At 73.1% G+C, this 15,508-nt stretch carries 10 protein-coding genes; all 10 read left to right on the forward strand.

Features of this window, described 5'->3' with window-relative positions:
• Nucleotides 1–32 precede the first annotated feature (32 nt).
• Complete coding sequence (locus tag PU704_RS04480; protein ID WP_047802391.1) at nt 33–1,631, forward strand: anthranilate synthase component I; 1,599 nt, start codon at nt 33–35, stop codon at nt 1,629–1,631.
• Nucleotides 1,624–2,223 (forward strand): Trp biosynthesis-associated membrane protein, encoded by a 600-nt coding sequence (locus PU704_RS04485; protein WP_277550367.1) that lies wholly within the window; start codon nt 1,624–1,626, stop codon nt 2,221–2,223. The genes PU704_RS04480 and PU704_RS04485 overlap by 8 nt, the downstream gene beginning before the upstream one ends.
• Before the next feature lie 230 nt (nt 2,224–2,453).
• Nucleotides 2,454–2,717 (forward strand): HGxxPAAW family protein, encoded by a 264-nt coding sequence (locus tag PU704_RS04490; RefSeq protein WP_047803953.1) that lies wholly within the window; start codon nt 2,454–2,456, stop codon nt 2,715–2,717.
• A gap of 147 nt (nt 2,718–2,864) precedes the next feature.
• The gene (gene trpB / locus PU704_RS20040) at nt 2,865–4,991 is read left to right on the forward strand and encodes a tryptophan synthase subunit beta (protein WP_380113079.1); all 2,127 of its coding nucleotides are present in this window, start codon (nt 2,865–2,867) and stop codon (nt 4,989–4,991) included.
• Nucleotides 4,992–5,020: 29 nt separating this feature from the next.
• On the forward strand, nt 5,021–5,839 hold the full coding sequence (gene trpA, locus PU704_RS04505; protein WP_380113152.1) for a tryptophan synthase subunit alpha: 819 nt from the start codon (nt 5,021–5,023) through the stop codon (nt 5,837–5,839).
• Between the two features lie 75 nt (nt 5,840–5,914).
• Nucleotides 5,915–6,799, forward strand: a complete 885-nt coding sequence (gene lgt / locus PU704_RS04510; protein ID WP_277550368.1) for a prolipoprotein diacylglyceryl transferase — start codon at nt 5,915–5,917, stop codon at nt 6,797–6,799.
• Nucleotides 6,800–7,101: 302 nt separating this feature from the next.
• The gene (gene gltB, locus PU704_RS04515; protein ID WP_277550369.1) at nt 7,102–11,772 is read left to right on the forward strand and encodes a glutamate synthase large subunit; all 4,671 of its coding nucleotides are present in this window, start codon (nt 7,102–7,104) and stop codon (nt 11,770–11,772) included.
• A complete protein-coding gene (locus PU704_RS04520; RefSeq protein WP_047803956.1) occupies nt 11,765–13,228 on the forward strand; it encodes a glutamate synthase subunit beta in 1,464 nt (487 codons plus the stop codon). The genes gltB and PU704_RS04520 overlap by 8 nt, the downstream gene beginning before the upstream one ends.
• Before the next feature lie 259 nt (nt 13,229–13,487).
• The gene (gene pyk / locus PU704_RS04525; RefSeq protein WP_277550370.1) at nt 13,488–14,966 is read left to right on the forward strand and encodes a pyruvate kinase; all 1,479 of its coding nucleotides are present in this window, start codon (nt 13,488–13,490) and stop codon (nt 14,964–14,966) included.
• On the forward strand, nt 14,951–15,433 hold the full coding sequence (locus tag PU704_RS04530) for a PaaI family thioesterase (protein ID WP_238986058.1): 483 nt from the start codon (nt 14,951–14,953) through the stop codon (nt 15,431–15,433). Before pyk ends, PU704_RS04530 begins: the two co-directional genes overlap by 16 nt.
• Nucleotides 15,434–15,508 lie beyond the last annotated feature (75 nt).

Below are 15,508 nucleotides of genomic sequence, written 5' to 3' on the forward strand. Positions count from 1 at the left end.
TCCTCCGCCACCAGGAAGTCAGGTCGACACCCATGCAGGACCTGGGCACCATCAGCCCCACCCTCGAAGAGTTCCGCGCGCTCGCCGCGCAGCGCCGCGTCATCCCCGTGCGCGTCAAGATCCTCGCGGACGCCGTGACCCCGATCGGCCTCTACCGTGCGCTCGCGCTCGAGGACGGCGCCGCCCGTCCCGGCACGTTCCTCATGGAGTCCGCGGCCGAGGGCGGGGTCTGGTCCCGCTACTCGTTCGTCGGCGCGAACTCCCGGGCCACCCTGACCGCCAAGGACGGGCAGGCCCACTGGATCGGCCGGGCACCCGCCGGCGCCCCCACCGGGGGCAGCCCGGTCGAGGCGCTGCGGGACACGATGGCGCTGCTGCACACGGAGCGCTTCGAGGACGTCCCCCCGCTGACCTCCGGGCTCGTCGGGTTCGTGGGCTGGGAGGCCGTGCGCCGCTGGGAGAAGCTCCCGCACCCGCCCGAGGACGACCTGCACCTGCCCGAGCTGGCCATGAACCTCGTCTCCGACATCGCCGTCCACGACAACACCGACGGCACCGTCCTGCTCGTGGCCAACGCCATCAACTTCGACGACACCGACGAGCGCGTCGACGAGGCGTGGGCGGACGCCGTGGAGCGGGTGCACGCGATGCTCGAGAAGCTCGCCCGGCCCGTGGACCACGTCACCGCCTCGACGCTCACCGGCGCCGACGAGATCCGCGGCGACCTCGAGGCCAAGGTCGCCCAGAGCTGGGACCGCACGCTGTTCATGAACTCCATCGTGGAGGGCAAGAAGGCGATCGTGGACGGGGACATCTTCCAGGTCGTGGTCTCCCGCCGCTTCGAGACGGAGTGCACGGCCGACTCCCTCGACGTCTACCGGATGCTGCGGGCGATCAACCCCAGCCCCTACATGTACCTGTACAGCTTCGAGGACGCCGACGGGCGCCCCTTCTCGGTCGTCGGCTCCTCGCCGGAGGCGCTCGTGACCGTGACCGGGGACCAGGCCGTCACCCACCCCATCGCCGGGTCCCGGCCCCGCGGACGCACCGTGGAGGAGGACCTCGCCCTCGAGCGGGACCTGCTCCAGGACGAGAAGGAGCGCTCCGAGCACCTCATGCTCGTGGACCTCGCCCGCAACGACATCTCCAAGATCGCCGTTCCGGGCTCCGTGGAGGTCACCGAGTTCATGGAGGTCGAGCGCTTCAGCCACATCATGCACCTGTGCTCCAACGTCGTCGGGCGGATGCGCCCGGACGCCACCGCCTACGACGTCCTCGCCGCGACCTTCCCCGCCGGCACCCTCTCCGGTGCGCCCAAGCCGCGCGCCCTGCGGCTGCTCGACGAGTACGAGCCGCTGCGCCGGGCCGTCTACGGCGGGGTGGTCGGCTACCTGGACTTCGCCGGGGACATGGACATGGCCATCGCCATCCGCACCGCGCTGCTCGTGGACGGCAAGGCCTACGTCCAGGCCGGCGGCGGCATCGTCGCCGACTCCGACCCCGAGACCGAGGCCCTGGAGTCCCTGAACAAGGCCACCGCCCCGCTGCGGGCGGTCCTGCTCGCCGAGCGGCTGCACGAGCTCGACCTCGAGCGCACGGCCGTCCCGGGCGCCGGTGCCGGGCGTGGCTGAGGCCACGGCGTCCCGGCGCGCGCGGCTCTCCCGCCGGTCCACGGTGGTGCTGGCCACGCTGGTCGCCGCGCTCGCGGTCTTCGGCTGCTCGGCGGCCACGTGGGTCTCCGCCACGGTGCAGACCACCCTCGAACCCGTGACCGTGGACGTCGCCGGCTCCGACGCCGCCCCGGCGGTCACCGCCCTGGGGCTGGTCGCGGCCGCCGGCGCCCTCACCACGGCCATCTCCGGGCGCGTGCTGCGCGCGGTGGTGTCCGTGGTGGTCGTCCTGGCCGGCCTGGGCGCCCTGGCCGCGTCCGTGGCCGTGCTGGCGGACCCGGCCGGCGCCGCGCAGACCACGGTGGGGGAGACCACGGGCATGGTCAACGCCGGCGGCGAGTTCGCCCTGACCCTCTGGCCGTGGCTCGCCGCGGCGGCGGCCGTGCTGGTCGCCCTGTGCGGCGCGTGGTCCCTGCTGGCGGGGCGGTCCTGGACCACGGCCCGGCGCTACGAGCGCACCGGCACGGAAGCCGCCCCGGGCGCGACCGCCGGGCGCGGGGACGAGATCGACTCCTGGGACGCCCTCACGGAGGGGCGCGACCCCACCGCCTGAGCTCCCGCCCGGGTCCGCGCCCGGAGCGAGCGCGGGCGCCCCGGCCCGCCGCGGGGACCGTGCCCGCCGCCCGGGCGCGCCGGGCACCGCGCCCGGCCCCGCGGCGCGCGCGTCCCCCGCCGCGGGGTGGCACAATGGAGCGAGACAGACTGTCAGCAACCGCCGCGCCCCGCCGGGGCCCGGCGAGCGGGGCCGGCCGGCCCCGGCAGGGAAATCGGGAGTGCAGGAACATGGCAAACGGCAACGAGATCGTCCTCGACCACACGGGCTTCGTGGGGCACGGCAACACCCTGGCCGCCTGGGTGACCATCGGCATCATGTCCGTGGGCGTCATCGTCGGCGTCGTGGGCTTCACCGTGGGCAACACCCCCGTGCTGATCGTCGGCATCGGCCTCGTGGTCGTCGGCCTGATCGCCGGCGCCGTGCTCCGCTCCATGGGCCACGGAGCCGGCTCCGAGCAGCGCAAGCACGAGGCCCGCAACCACCAGAGCTGAGCCGGCGCCGGCAGGGCCCGGCCCCGCGCAGCACCGGCCACGGCCGGGCGCTCCCCCAGGGGCCGGCGTCCCGGCGCGGCCGGGTCACCGGCCCGGTCCCCGCAGCACGCAGAGAGGCGGCCGCCGCCGCCGAGAGGACAGGAATCCATGTCGCAACAGAGCACCGGGACGGTCCTGGACGCCATCATCGAAGGCGTCCGCGCCGACCTGGCCGAGCGCCGGGAGCGTGTCGGCCTCGACGAGCTCCGCGCCGCCGCCGCCCAGCGGCCGCCCGCGCTGGACGCCGAGTCCGCGCTGCGCGGGCCGAGCGCGGACGCCGTGCAGATTATCGCCGAGGTCAAGCGCTCCAGCCCGTCCAAGGGCGCCCTGGCCCCGATCGCCGACCCCGCCCTGCTCGCCGCCGGCTACGAGCGCGGCGGGGCCTCCGTCATCTCCGTGCTCACCGAGCAGCGCCGCTTCAACGGCTCCCTGGCCGACCTCGACGCCGTGCGGGCGGCCGTGGGGGTGCCGGTGCTGCGCAAGGACTTCACGGTCGACGAGTACCAGATCTGGGAGGCGCGGGCGCACGGCGCCGACCTGGTCCTGCTGATCGTGGCCGCCCTCACCGACGAGCAGCTGCGCCGCTTCCTCGACCTCACCCACGAGCTGGGCATGCACGCCCTCGTGGAGACGCACACCCCCGAGGAGATCGAGCGCGCCGTGGCGGTGGGCGCCCGCATCGTGGGCGTGAACGTGCGCAACCTCAAGACCCTCGACACCGACGTCGAGACCTTCGGCCGGCTGGCCGGCCTGCTGCCGCAGGGCGCGGTGCTCGTGGCCGAGTCCGGGGTGGAGGGCGAGGAGCAGGTCGAGCTGTACGCCTCCCACGGGGCGAAGGCCGTGCTGGTCGGCGAGGCGCTCGTGCGCAGCGCCGACGCCGCGGCCGCCATCGCCCGCTACCGCACCGCCGGTGCCGCGGCCCGTGCCCGCCGGCACGTCCCGGACGCCCAGGCCGAGTCCGTTGCTGCGCGGGCCGCGTCGCTGCGCGAGGCCCCGGGCCCCTACTTCGGGGACTTCGGCGGGCGCTGGATGCCCGAGTCCCTGGTCGCCGCCCTCGACGAGCTGACGGACACCTTCGACAAGGCCAAGGCGGACCCCGAGTTCACCGCGGAGTTCCTGCGGCTCTCCCGCGACTACTCCGGGCGCCCCTCCCTGCTCACCGAGGCCCACCGCTTCGGCGCCGAGGCCGGGTGCCGGGTCTTCCTCAAGCGCGAGGACCTCAACCACACGGGCTCGCACAAGATCAACAACGTGCTCGGCCAGGCCCTGCTCGCCCGCCGGATGGGCAAGACCCGGCTGATCGCCGAGACCGGCGCCGGCCAGCACGGGGTCGCCTCCGCGACCGCGGCCGCGCTGTTCGGGATGGAGTGCGTGGTGTACATGGGGGAGGAGGACACCCGCCGGCAGGCCCTCAACGTGGCCCGGATGGAGCTGCTCGGCGCCACCGTGGTGCCCGTGACCAACGGCTCCCGCACGCTCAAGGACGCCATCAACGAGGCCCTGCGGGACTGGGTCGCCTCCGTCGAGCACACCCACTACCTGCTGGGCACCGCGGCCGGCCCCTACCCGTTCCCCGCGATGGTGCGCTACTTCCACGAGCAGATCGGGGAGGAGGCCCGCGCCCAGGTCCTGGACCGGGCCGGGCGCCTGCCGGACGCGGTGGCGGCCTGCGTGGGCGGCGGCTCCAACGCCATCGGCATCTTCCACGGCTTCCTGGACGACCCCTCCGTGGAGCTCTACGGCCTCGAGGCCGGCGGGGACGGCGTGGAGACCGGCCGGCACGCGGCGACCATCTCCTTGGGCCGGCCCGGTGTGCTGCACGGCGCCAGGACGTACCTGATGCAGGACGAGGACGGACAGACCCTCGAGTCCCACTCCATCTCCGCCGGGCTCGACTACCCGGCCGTCGGCCCGGAGCACTCCTACCTGCACGACATCGGGCGGGCCCGCTACGAGGCGATCAACGACACCGAGGCGATGCAGGCGTTCCAGCTGCTGTGCCGCACCGAGGGCATCATCCCCGCGATCGAGACGTCCCACGCCCTCGCCGGGGCGCTGAAGATCGGCCGGCGCTGGGTCGAGGAGCTCGGCGCGGAGGCCGCCGCCGAGAAGATCATCGTCGTCTCCCTCTCCGGGCGCGGCGACAAGGACGTGGCCACGGCCGCGGAATGGTTCGGGATGCTCCCGGACGACAGCGCCGAGGCGGAGCTCGGCGAGAAGGGCGAGCGACTGTGAGCACCACCCACCCCGGCGCCGGCGCCGACCTGGCCTCCCGCATCCTGCCCCCCGGCCTGGGCAGCAACCCCGACTCCCGGCTCGCCGCACGCCTCGCGGCCTGCCGGGAGCAGGGCCGGCCCGCGCTCGTGGGCTACCTCCCCGCGGGCTTCCCCACGGTCGAGGAGTCCGTGGAGGCGGCGGTGGCCCTGGGCCGCAACGGCGCGGACGTCATCGAGATCGGCATCCCCTACTCGGACCCGGTCATGGACGGGCCCGTCATCCAGCACGCGACGACGACGGCCCTGGCCAACGGCTTCCGGGTCGCCGACGTCTTCCGCGTGGTCCGCGCGGTCGCCGAGCGCACCGACGCGGTGCCCGTGGTGATGACCTACTGGAACCCCGTCCTGCAGATGGGCGTGGACACCTTCGCCGAGCGGCTGGCCGAGGCCGGGGGAGCGGGGATCATCACCCCGGACCTGATCCCGGACGAGGCCGCCGAGTGGTTCGCCGCCTCCCAGGCGCACGGCCTGGACCGGGTCTTCCTGGCCGCCCCCTCCTCCTCGCGCGAGCGCCTGGACCTGGTGGCCAAGGCCGCCAGCGGCTTCGTCTACGCCGTCTCCGTGATGGGCGTGACCGGGGCCCGGGACGCGGTCTCCGACGTCGCCGAGCAACTGGTGGCCGACACCCGCGCCGCCGGCGCCCAGCACGTGTGCGTCGGGCTGGGCGTCTCCCGCCGGGCCCACGTGGAGGAGATCGGGGCCTACGCGGACGGGGTCATCGTGGGCACCGCCCTCGTGAAGGCCCTGGCCGACGGCGGCCCCGAGGCCGTGGGCGCCCTGGCCCGGGAACTGGCGGGTCTGGCCTGATAGCGTGACGGGGCGGAGCGGCCCGGACCGGGTCCCCGCCCCTCCCCACGTCCCCACGAGCCGAGGCCCCGTCCCATGCTGCTGAGCGCCGCTTCCCCCGTCCTGCTGAGCGTCCCCGTCCGGGCCGGCATCCCCTCCCCGGACTGGTCGGGCTTCTCGGTGGGCCCGCTGACCGTGCACGCCTACGCCCTGTGCATCCTCGCCGGGATCGCCGCGGCCATGTGGCTGACCCTGCGCCGCTGGAAGGACCGCGGCCTGGACCCGGAGATCGTGTGGGACGTCGTGATGTGGGCGGTGCCCGCCGGGATCGTCGGCGCCCGGGCCTACCACGTGCTGATCACCGACCCGGCGGGCTACTTCGGCCCGGGGGCGGACCCCGTGGACGCGCTGCGGATCTGGGAGGGCGGGCTCGGCATCATGGGCGCGGTGGCCTTCGGCGCGGCCGCCGCGTGGTGGGTGTGCCGGCGGCACGGGGTCTCCCTGGCCGTGTTCGCCGACGCCGCGGCCCCGGGGCTGCTCCTCGCCCAGGCGATCGGGCGCTGGGGCAACTGGTTCAACCAGGAGCTCTTCGGCCGGCCCACGACCCTGCCGTGGGGTCTGGAGATCGACCCGGCCGGCGCCAACTTCCCCGCCGGGCTGCCCGCCGACACCCTCTTCCACCCCACGTTCCTCTACGAGTCCCTGTGGAACCTGGCCGGCGTGGTGCTGCTGCTGGCCCTGGACCGGCGGTTCCGTCTGGACGGGGGCCGGTTGTTCGCCCTGTACCTGGTCCACTACGGGATCGGCCGGATGCTGATCGAGCTGTTCCTGCGGATCGACCCCTCCCTGATGGTGCTGGGGCTGCGGGTGCACGTGTGGACCTCGCTGGGCCTGGTGCTGCTGGGACTGGTGCTGTTCGCGGCGGTCACCGTGCGCCGCCGGAGGGCCCGGGACGGCGCCGCGCAGGCGGCCCGGACCTGATGCCCCGGATCAGCCCCGCAATACCACGGAGGGTCCGGGAGTTTTCAGACTTGTAACATCGGAGTGCTAGATTTCATTGGCGCACGACCGGGGACGGGCCAACCACGCCTTCCGCTCCTGCGCACGCCAGAGCGTCCAACGTCGGACCTTCCTGGAACGGGGCCCTTCCGCCGCCCGGCACCACCTCGACCACCGCTCGAGGACGCCGGCGGCAGCTCACGAACCGGCGGCACCTCCCGACCGGAGCTCTGCTGCGGGGGCCGCTCCTGCTGACCACATCTCATGGTGAGGAGACGTCTGTCATGACTTCTACCCCCGCCGGCACCCCCGGTGACAATTCCGACCAGCACGGCACGGACCCCCGTCCGGCCGACCCGGCCGAGATCGCCGAGGACCAGGCGACGTCGCCGTTCGAGCAGTTCTCGAACGCGCCCGCGGAGCAGGGCCTCTACCACCCGGACGAGGAGAAGGACGCGTGCGGGCTCGCCGTGGTCGCGACCCTCAACGGCGCCCCCAGCCACGAGATCGTCGACGCCGCCCTGACCGCCCTGCGCAACCTGGAGCACCGCGGTGCCGTGGGCGGGGACGAGGGCACCGGGGACGGCGCCGGGCTGCTCACCCAGCTGCCCGACGCGTTCTTCCGGGCGGTCGTGGACTTCGAGCTGCCGCCCCTGGGCGGCTACGCCGTGGGCACCGCGTTCCTGCCGCACGGCGGGGTGAACGCGGAGCAGATCCAGGCCGCGCTCGAGGAGATCGCCGCCTCGGAGGAGCTGCAGGTCCTGGGCTGGCGCCCGGTCCCCGTCGCCGAGTCCGTGGTGGGCCGCTCCGCGCGCGAGGTCATGCCCTGGTTCGTCCAGCTCTTCGTGGCCGAGCCGGCCCCCGCGCCCGAGGACGAGGCCGCCCGCCGCCGCCTGGACCAGAAGGCCTTCCGGTTGCGCAAGCGCGCCCAGAACAAGGCCGGCGTGTACTTCCCCTCCCTGTCCTCGCGCACCATCGTCTACAAGGGCATGCTGACCACCCAGCAGCTGGAGCCGTTCTACCCGGACCTGGCCGACGAGCGGTTCGCCACCGAGCTGGCGATCGTGCACTCGCGCTTCTCCACCAACACGTTCCCCTCCTGGCCGCTGGCCCAGCCCATGCGCACCCTGGCGCACAACGGCGAGATCAACACCGTGAAGGGCAACCGCAACTGGATGCGCGCCCGCCAGTCGCAGCTGAAGTCCCCGCTGCTGGGCCGCAGCCCCGAGGAGCTGTTCCCGATCTGCTCCGAGGGCGCCTCCGACTCGCAGTCCCTCGACGAGGTGGCCGAGCTGCTGGTGCTCTCCGGCCGGCCCGTCACCCAGGCCATGATGATGATGATCCCGGAGGCCTGGGAGAACCACGAGACCATGGACCCGGCCCGCAAGGCGTTCTACCGCTACCACGCCTCCTTCATGGAGCCGTGGGACGGTCCCGCCGCGGTCGCCTTCACCGACGGCGTGCAGGTCGGCTCGCTGCTGGACCGCAACGGCCTGCGCCCGGGCCGGTTCTGGGTCACCGACGACGGGCTCGTCGTGCTGGCCTCCGAGGTCGGCGTCGTCGACATCGGCGACCGCAAGGTCGTGCGCAAGGGCCGGGTGTCCCCGGGCACGATGTTCCTCGTCGACACCGCCCGCGGGCGGATCGTCGAGGACGCCGAGATCAAGGCCGAGATCGCCTCCGCGGCGCCGTGGGAGGAGTGGGCCGACGGCAACATCGTCGACATCACCGCCCTGCCCGAGCGCGAGCACATGGTGCACCCGCGCTCCTCGATCACCCTGCGCCAGAAGACCTTCGGGTACACGCAGGAGGAGCTCAAGATGATCGTGGGCCCGATGGCGGCCAAGGGCGCCGAGCCCATCTACGCCATGGGCACCGACACCCCGATCGCCGTGCTCTCGGAGCAGTCCCGGACGCTGTTCGACTACTTCGTGCAGTCCTTCGCGCAGGTCACCAACCCGCCGCTGGACGCGATCCGCGAGGAGCTGGTCACCAGCCTGCGCGGCTCCGTCGGGCCGTCCGGGAACCTGCTGACCACCGAGCGGGTGCGCACCCGCCAGATCGCCCTGGACTTCCCGGTCATCGACAACGACCAGCTGGACCAGTTCCTGCACATCGAGGGCGAGGACGGGATGCCCGCCGCCCTGAAGGTGCGCGGCCTGTACCGGCCCGACGGCGGGGCCGAGTCCCTGCGCGCCCGGATCGCCGAGATCTGCGAGAAGGTCTCCGCGGCCGTGGCCCGCGGCGTGGAGTACGTCATCGTCTCGGACCGCGACTCCAACGGCGCGTGGGCGCCCATCCCCTCGCTGCTGCTGACCTCCGCGGTGCACCACCACCTGCTGCGCTCGGCCACCCGCACCAAGGTGGCGCTGATCGTGGAGGCCGGCGACGTCCGCGAGGTCCACCACGTGGCGCTGCTCATCGGCTACGGCGCCTCCGCGGTGAACCCGTACCTGGCGATGGAGTCCGCCGAGGAGCTCGTCCGCTCGGGCGACCTGACCGGGATCACCACCGAGCACGCCGTGCAGAACCTGATCAAGGCCCTGGGCAAGGGCGTGCAGAAGATCATGTCCAAGATGGGCATCTCCACGGTCTCCTCCTACTGCGGCGCCCAGGTCTTCGAGGCCCTCGGCCTGTCCCGGGAGCTGGTGGACGACTACTTCACCGGCACCCACACCCAGATCGGCGGCATCGGCCTCGGCGTCATCGCCGAGGAGACCGCCTCCCGCCACCGCCGGGCCTACCCCGCGGACGGCGTGACCGAGCCCTACCGCGACCTCGAGACCGGCGGGGAGTACGACTGGCGCCGCGACGGCCCGCCGCACCTGTTCAACCCGCAGACCGTCTTCCGGCTCCAGCACGCCACCCGCAGCGGCCGCTACGACATCTTCAAGTCCTACACGAAGCTCGTGGACGACCAGACCAAGAAGCTGCTGACCCTGCGCGGGCTGCTCGGCTTCTCCTCCGACCGCCGGCCGGTGCCGCTGGAGGAGGTCGAGCCCGTCAGCTCGATCGTCAAGCGCTTCCAGACCGGTGCGATGAGCTACGGCTCCATCTCCCAGGAGGCGCACGAGACGCTGGCGATCGCCATGAACCGGCTCGGCGCCAAGTCCAACACCGGCGAGGGCGGCGAGGACGTGGAGCGGCTGCTCGACCCGGAGCGCCGTTCGGCGATCAAGCAGGTGGCCTCCGGCCGCTTCGGCGTCACGAGCCTGTACCTCACGAACGCCGACGACATCCAGATCAAGATGGCCCAGGGCGCCAAGCCCGGCGAGGGCGGCCAGCTCATGGCCCAGAAGCTCTACCCCTGGATCGCCCGGACGCGCCACTCCACCCCCGGGGTGTCGCTGATCTCCCCGCCGCCGCACCACGACATCTACTCGATCGAGGACCTGGCGCAGCTGATCTACGACCTCAAGCGCTCCAACCCGCGGGCCCGGGTGCACGTGAAGCTGGTCTCGGAGATCGGCATCGGCACCGTGGCCTCCGGGGTCACCAAGGCCAAGGCGGACGTGGTGCTCGTCTCCGGGCACGACGGCGGCACCGGTGCGGCCCCGCTGAACTCGCTCAAGCACGCCGGCGCCCCCTGGGAGCTCGGCCTCGCCGAGACCCAGCAGACGCTGATGCTCAACGGGCTGCGGGACCGGGTGGTCGTCCAGGCGGACGGGCAGATGAAGACCGGCCGCGACGTGATCATCGCGGCGCTGCTCGGGGCGGAGGAGTTCGGCTTCGCCACGGCCCCGCTGATCGTCGAGGGCTGCATCATGATGCGCAAGTGCCACCTGGACACCTGCCCGGTGGGCGTGGCCACGCAGAACCCGGAGCTGCGCCGGCGCTTCACCGGCAAGGCCGAGCACGTGGTCAACTTCTTCGAGTTCATCGCCGAGGAGGTCCGGGAGTACCTGGCCCAGCTCGGGTTCCGCTCGATCGAGGAGGCCGTCGGGCACGCCGAGGTCCTGGAGACCAAGGCCGCGATCGACCACTGGAAGGCCCACGGGCTGGACCTGTCCCCGATCCTGCACTCCACGGTGCTCGAGCACCGCGGCGCGGCCGTGCGCAACATGCGCGGCCAGGACCACGAGCTGGAGAAGCACTTCGACAACGAGCTCATCCGCCTGTCCCGGGCCGCCCTGGAGAAGCGGGAGCCCGTCCGGATCCAGCAGCACATCATCAACACCGACCGGGCGGTGGGCACGATGCTCGGGCACGTGGTGACCCGCACCTTCGGCACGGACGAGCTCGCCCACGACACCATCGACGTGACGCTCACCGGCCAGGCCGGGCAGTCGCTCGGCGCGTTCCTGCCGCAGGGCATCACCCTGCGCCTGGAGGGCGACGCCAACGACTACACCGGCAAGGGCCTCTCGGGCGGGCGGATCATCGTGCGCCCCGAGCGGGACGCCGTGTTCGAGGCCTCGGAGAACGTCATCGCCGGCAACGTGATCGGCTACGGCGCCACGGGCGGGGAGATCTTCCTGCGCGGCACCGTGGGCGAGCGCTTCCTGGTGCGCAACTCCGGGGCCACCGCGGTGGTCGAGGGCATCGGGGACCACGGCTGCGAGTACATGACCGGCGGCACCGCCCTGGTGCTGGGCCGCACCGGGCGCAACTTCGGCGCCGGCATGTCCGGCGGCGTCGCCTACGTCATCGACCTGGCCGAGACCTCCGTCAACAAGCAGGCCCGGGACAGCGGCGAGCTCCAGCTGCTGCCACTGGACGAGGCCGACGCCGAGGCGGTGCTCGCGCTGATCACGAAGCACGGCGAGGAGACCGGCTCCGAGCTCTCGGACCGGCTGCTGGCCGATCCGGTGGCCACGCTGGGCCGGTTCACCAAGGTCCTGCCGCGGGAGTACGCCGCGGTGCAGGGCATCCGCGAAGAGGCCGCGACCCGGGGGCAGGACCCCGACGGCGACGAGGCCTGGCACAAGATCCTGGAGGTGACGACCCGTGGCTGATCCGCGCGGTTTTCTGAAGGTGACCGAGCGCGTCGACCGCCCCAAGCGGCCGGTGCCGGTCCGGATCATGGACTGGAAGGAGGTCCAGGAGGCCCAGGACCGGGGGGTGCTGCAGAAGCAGGCCGGCCGGTGCATGGACTGCGGCATCCCCTTCTGCCACGAGGGCTGCCCCCTGGGCAACCTGATCCCGGAGTGGAACGACCTGGTGTGGCGCGGGCTCGACGCCGAGGCGGTCGAGCGCATGCACGCCACCAACAACTTCCCGGAGTTCACCGGGCGGGTCTGCCCGGCCCCGTGCGAGTCCTCGTGCGTGCTCGGGATCAACCAGCCGGCGGTGACCATCAAGCAGATCGAGTACTCGATCGGCGAGATGGGCTTCGACGAGGGCATCATCAAGCCGTTCGTCCCGCAGCGGCTGGTCGGCAAGACCGTGGCTGTCGTGGGCTCCGGGCCCGGCGGGCTCGCGGCGGCCCAGCAGCTGACCCAGGCCGGGTTCACCGTCGCGGTCTACGAGCGCGACGACCGGATCGGCGGGCTGCTGCGCTACGGCATCCCCGACTTCAAGATGGAGAAGGAGGTCCTGGACCGCCGCCTGGACGTCATGCGCGCCGAGGGCACCCGCTTCCGCCCGGGCGTGGAGATCGGCAAGGACATCACCTGGGACCAGCTCAAGCGCCGCTACGACGCGGTCGTGGTCGCCACCGGCGCCACCCTCCCGCGCGACCTGACGATCCCGGGCCGCGACCTCGAGGGCGTGCACTTCGCGATGGACTACCTGGTGCAGGCCAACCGCGTGGTGGCCGGCGACGAGGTCGAGGGGCAGATCTCGGCGCGGGGCAAGCACGTCATCGTACTCGGCGGCGGCGACACCGGCTCCGACTGCATCGGCACCGCCAACCGCCAAGGCGCCGCCTCGATCACGTCCCTGGCGATCGGGCGCAAGCCCGCCGCGGACCGCTCCGACGCCGACCCGTGGCCGATGATGCCGAGGGTCTTCGAGGTCTCCACCTCCCACGAGGAGGGCGGCGAGCGGACCTACCTGGCCTCGACCGTGGAGTTCGTGGGCGAGAACGGGAAGCTGACCGGGCTGAAGGTCGCCGAGACCGAGTACCTGCCCGACGGCCGCCGCGCCCCGAAGCAGGGCACGGAGAAGGTCCTGCCCGCGGACCTGGTGTTCCTGGCGCTGGGCTTCACCGGCAACGAGTCCGAGGACATCACCGCGCAGATCGGCGCGGAGCTGGACGGGCGGACCAACGTGGCCCGCGACGACCAGTACATGACCAACGTGGACGGGGTGTTCTCCTGCGGCGACGCGGGCCGGGGCCAGTCCCTGGTGGTCTGGGCGATCGCCGAGGGCCGGGCCTGCGCGGCCGCCGTCGAGCGCCACCTCCTGGGCTCCACCCGGCTGCCGGCGCCGGTGGCCCCCACGGACCGGGCCATCGACCTCAGCATGTAGGGCCCACGGCCCGGACCACGGCGCGGCCCGCACCCCCCACCCGGGGTGCGGGCCGCGCCTCGTCGTCGGTGGACGGGTGCCGGGGGAGCGGCGGCCTCGACACCACGTGCCGCGTTGGTAGGCTGGGAAGGACCTCCCCGCTCCGGGGCAGGACAACCAGGCAGAGCGGCCGGGAGCTCCGCCGCGCCCGCGCGGCGTCCCGGTCGTTCTTTCTTGTGCGTCCACCCGCGGTGGCACCCCACAACCCAAGGCGGCACACATGCGACGAGCAAAGATCGTGGCCACGATCGGCCCGGCCATCTCCTCCTACGAGAACCTCTCCCAGGCGATCCGGTCCGGCATGAACGTGGCCCGGCTCAACATGAGCCACGGCGACCACTCCGTCCACGACTCGTCCTACGAGAACCTGCGCCGGGCCTCCGAGGACCTCGGGCAGACCGTCGCGATCCTCGCGGACCTGCAGGGCCCCAAGATCCGGCTCGGCCGCTTCGCCGACGGCCCCCACGAGCTGCTGCCCGGCGACGAGTTCTCCATCACGGTCGAGGACGTCGAGGGCACCGCGGAGCTGTGCTCCACCACCCACAAGGGCCTGCCCGGCGACGTGAACGTGGGCGACCCCCTGCTCATCGACGACGGCCGGGTCGCCCTGCGCGCCACCGCCGTCTCGGACACCACCGTGACCGCCGAGGTGGTCGTGGGCGGGCCGGTGTCCAACAACAAGGGCATCAACCTGCCCGGCGTGGCCGTGAACGTCCCCGCGCTGTCCGACAAGGACGAGGACGACCTCCGCTGGGCCCTGCGCCGCGGCGTGGACCTGATCGCCCTGTCCTTCGTGCGGGACGCCAAGGACATCGTGCGGGTGCACGAGATCATGGACGAGGAGGGCCGCCGCCTGCCCGTGATCGCCAAGATCGAGAAGCCCCAGGCGGTGGACTCCCTGCACGAGATCATCGACGCGTTCGACGGCATCATGGTCGCCCGCGGCGACCTCGGCGTGGAGCTGCCGCTGGAGCAGGTGCCGATCGTGCAGAAGCGCGCCATCGAGCTCGCCCGCCGCTGGGCCAAGCCCGTGATCGTCGCCACCCAGGTGCTCGAGTCGATGATCGACAGCCCGCGCCCCACCCGCGCCGAGGCCTCCGACTGCGCCAACGCGGTGCTCGACGGCGCGGACGCCGTGATGCTCTCCGGGGAGACCTCGGTGGGCAAGTACCCGATCGAGACCATCCAGACCATGGCCCGGATCATCGAGGCCACCGAGTCCCAGGCGCTCGAGCGCGTCCCGGCGCTGGGCACGGAGCCGCGCACCCGCGGCGGCGCGGTGACCCGCGCGGCGGTCACGATCGCCCGGCAGCTCGACGTCAGCTACATCTGCACCTTCACCCAGTCCGGGGACTCCGCCCGCCGGCTCTCCCGGCTGCGCCCGCCGCACCCGATCCTGGCGTTCACCCCCGAGCCGCTGGTGACCGCCCTGATGTCCCTGCTGTGGGGCGTCCAGCCGATCCAGGTCGCGAAGGTCGACCACACGGACGACATGACCCGGCAGGTGGACCTCCACCTGCAGGAGCAGGGCCTGGCAGGGGAGGACGACCTCGTGGTGATCTGCGCCGGTTCGCCCCCCGGGGTCGCCGGCACCACCAACCTCGTGAAGGTGCACCGGGTGGGCGACGTCAAGGACGCCGGCGAGCTGCTGAGCGGTCAGCGGCGGCGTGAGCGCGTGGGGCCGTGGCGGGAGTCCTGAGCGGGCGCCTCGACCCGGAGGAGCACGCCCGGGATCTCCGTGCCCACGGGGTGCCCGAGGAGCTGCACGCGGGGTTCCCCGGGCACGGGATCGGCGGTCTCGCCCGGGCGATGGGCATCCGGTTCACGGAGCTCACGCCCGGGCGCGCGGTCGCCACGATGCCGGTGGAGCCGAACACCCAGCCCGGCGGGATCCTGCACGGCGGGGCGCACTGCGTCCTGGCCGAGACCCTGGCCTCCTCGGCCGCGAGCGTGCACGCCGGCCCGGAGCGCTTCGCGGTGGGGGTCGACATCAACGCGACGCACCAGCGCGGGATCGCCGCCGGGACGGTGACCGGGACCTGCACGGCGCTGCACCTGGGCGCCACGATGACCGTGCACGAGGTCGTCATGACCGACGAGCAGGGGCGGCGGCTGTCCACGGCCCGGGTCACCAACCTGCTGCGCGAGCGTCCCGCCGGGGCCTGAGCGAGGACCGCGCGGGAACCGGCGCGGGACCGGCGGTCCGGGGCGCGAAAAAACCCCGGACCGGCGGTCCGGGGT

It is taken from the genome of Kocuria oceani, assembly GCF_029524215.1.
Lineage (GTDB): Bacteria > Actinomycetota > Actinomycetes > Actinomycetales > Micrococcaceae > Kocuria > Kocuria oceani.

Coding starts and splice junctions, on each gene's coding strand:
- PU704_RS04480 (WP_047802391.1), top strand. CDS start 33: ATGCAGGACCTGGGCACCATCAGCCCCACCCTCGAAGAGTTCCGCGCG.
- PU704_RS04490 (WP_047803953.1), top strand. CDS start 2,454: ATGGCAAACGGCAACGAGATCGTCCTCGACCACACGGGCTTCGTGGGG.
- trpB (WP_380113079.1), top strand. CDS start 2,865: ATGTCGCAACAGAGCACCGGGACGGTCCTGGACGCCATCATCGAAGGC.
- lgt (WP_277550368.1), top strand. CDS start 5,915: ATGCTGCTGAGCGCCGCTTCCCCCGTCCTGCTGAGCGTCCCCGTCCGG.
- gltB (WP_277550369.1), top strand. CDS start 7,102: ATGACTTCTACCCCCGCCGGCACCCCCGGTGACAATTCCGACCAGCAC.
- pyk (WP_277550370.1), top strand. CDS start 13,488: ATGCGACGAGCAAAGATCGTGGCCACGATCGGCCCGGCCATCTCCTCC.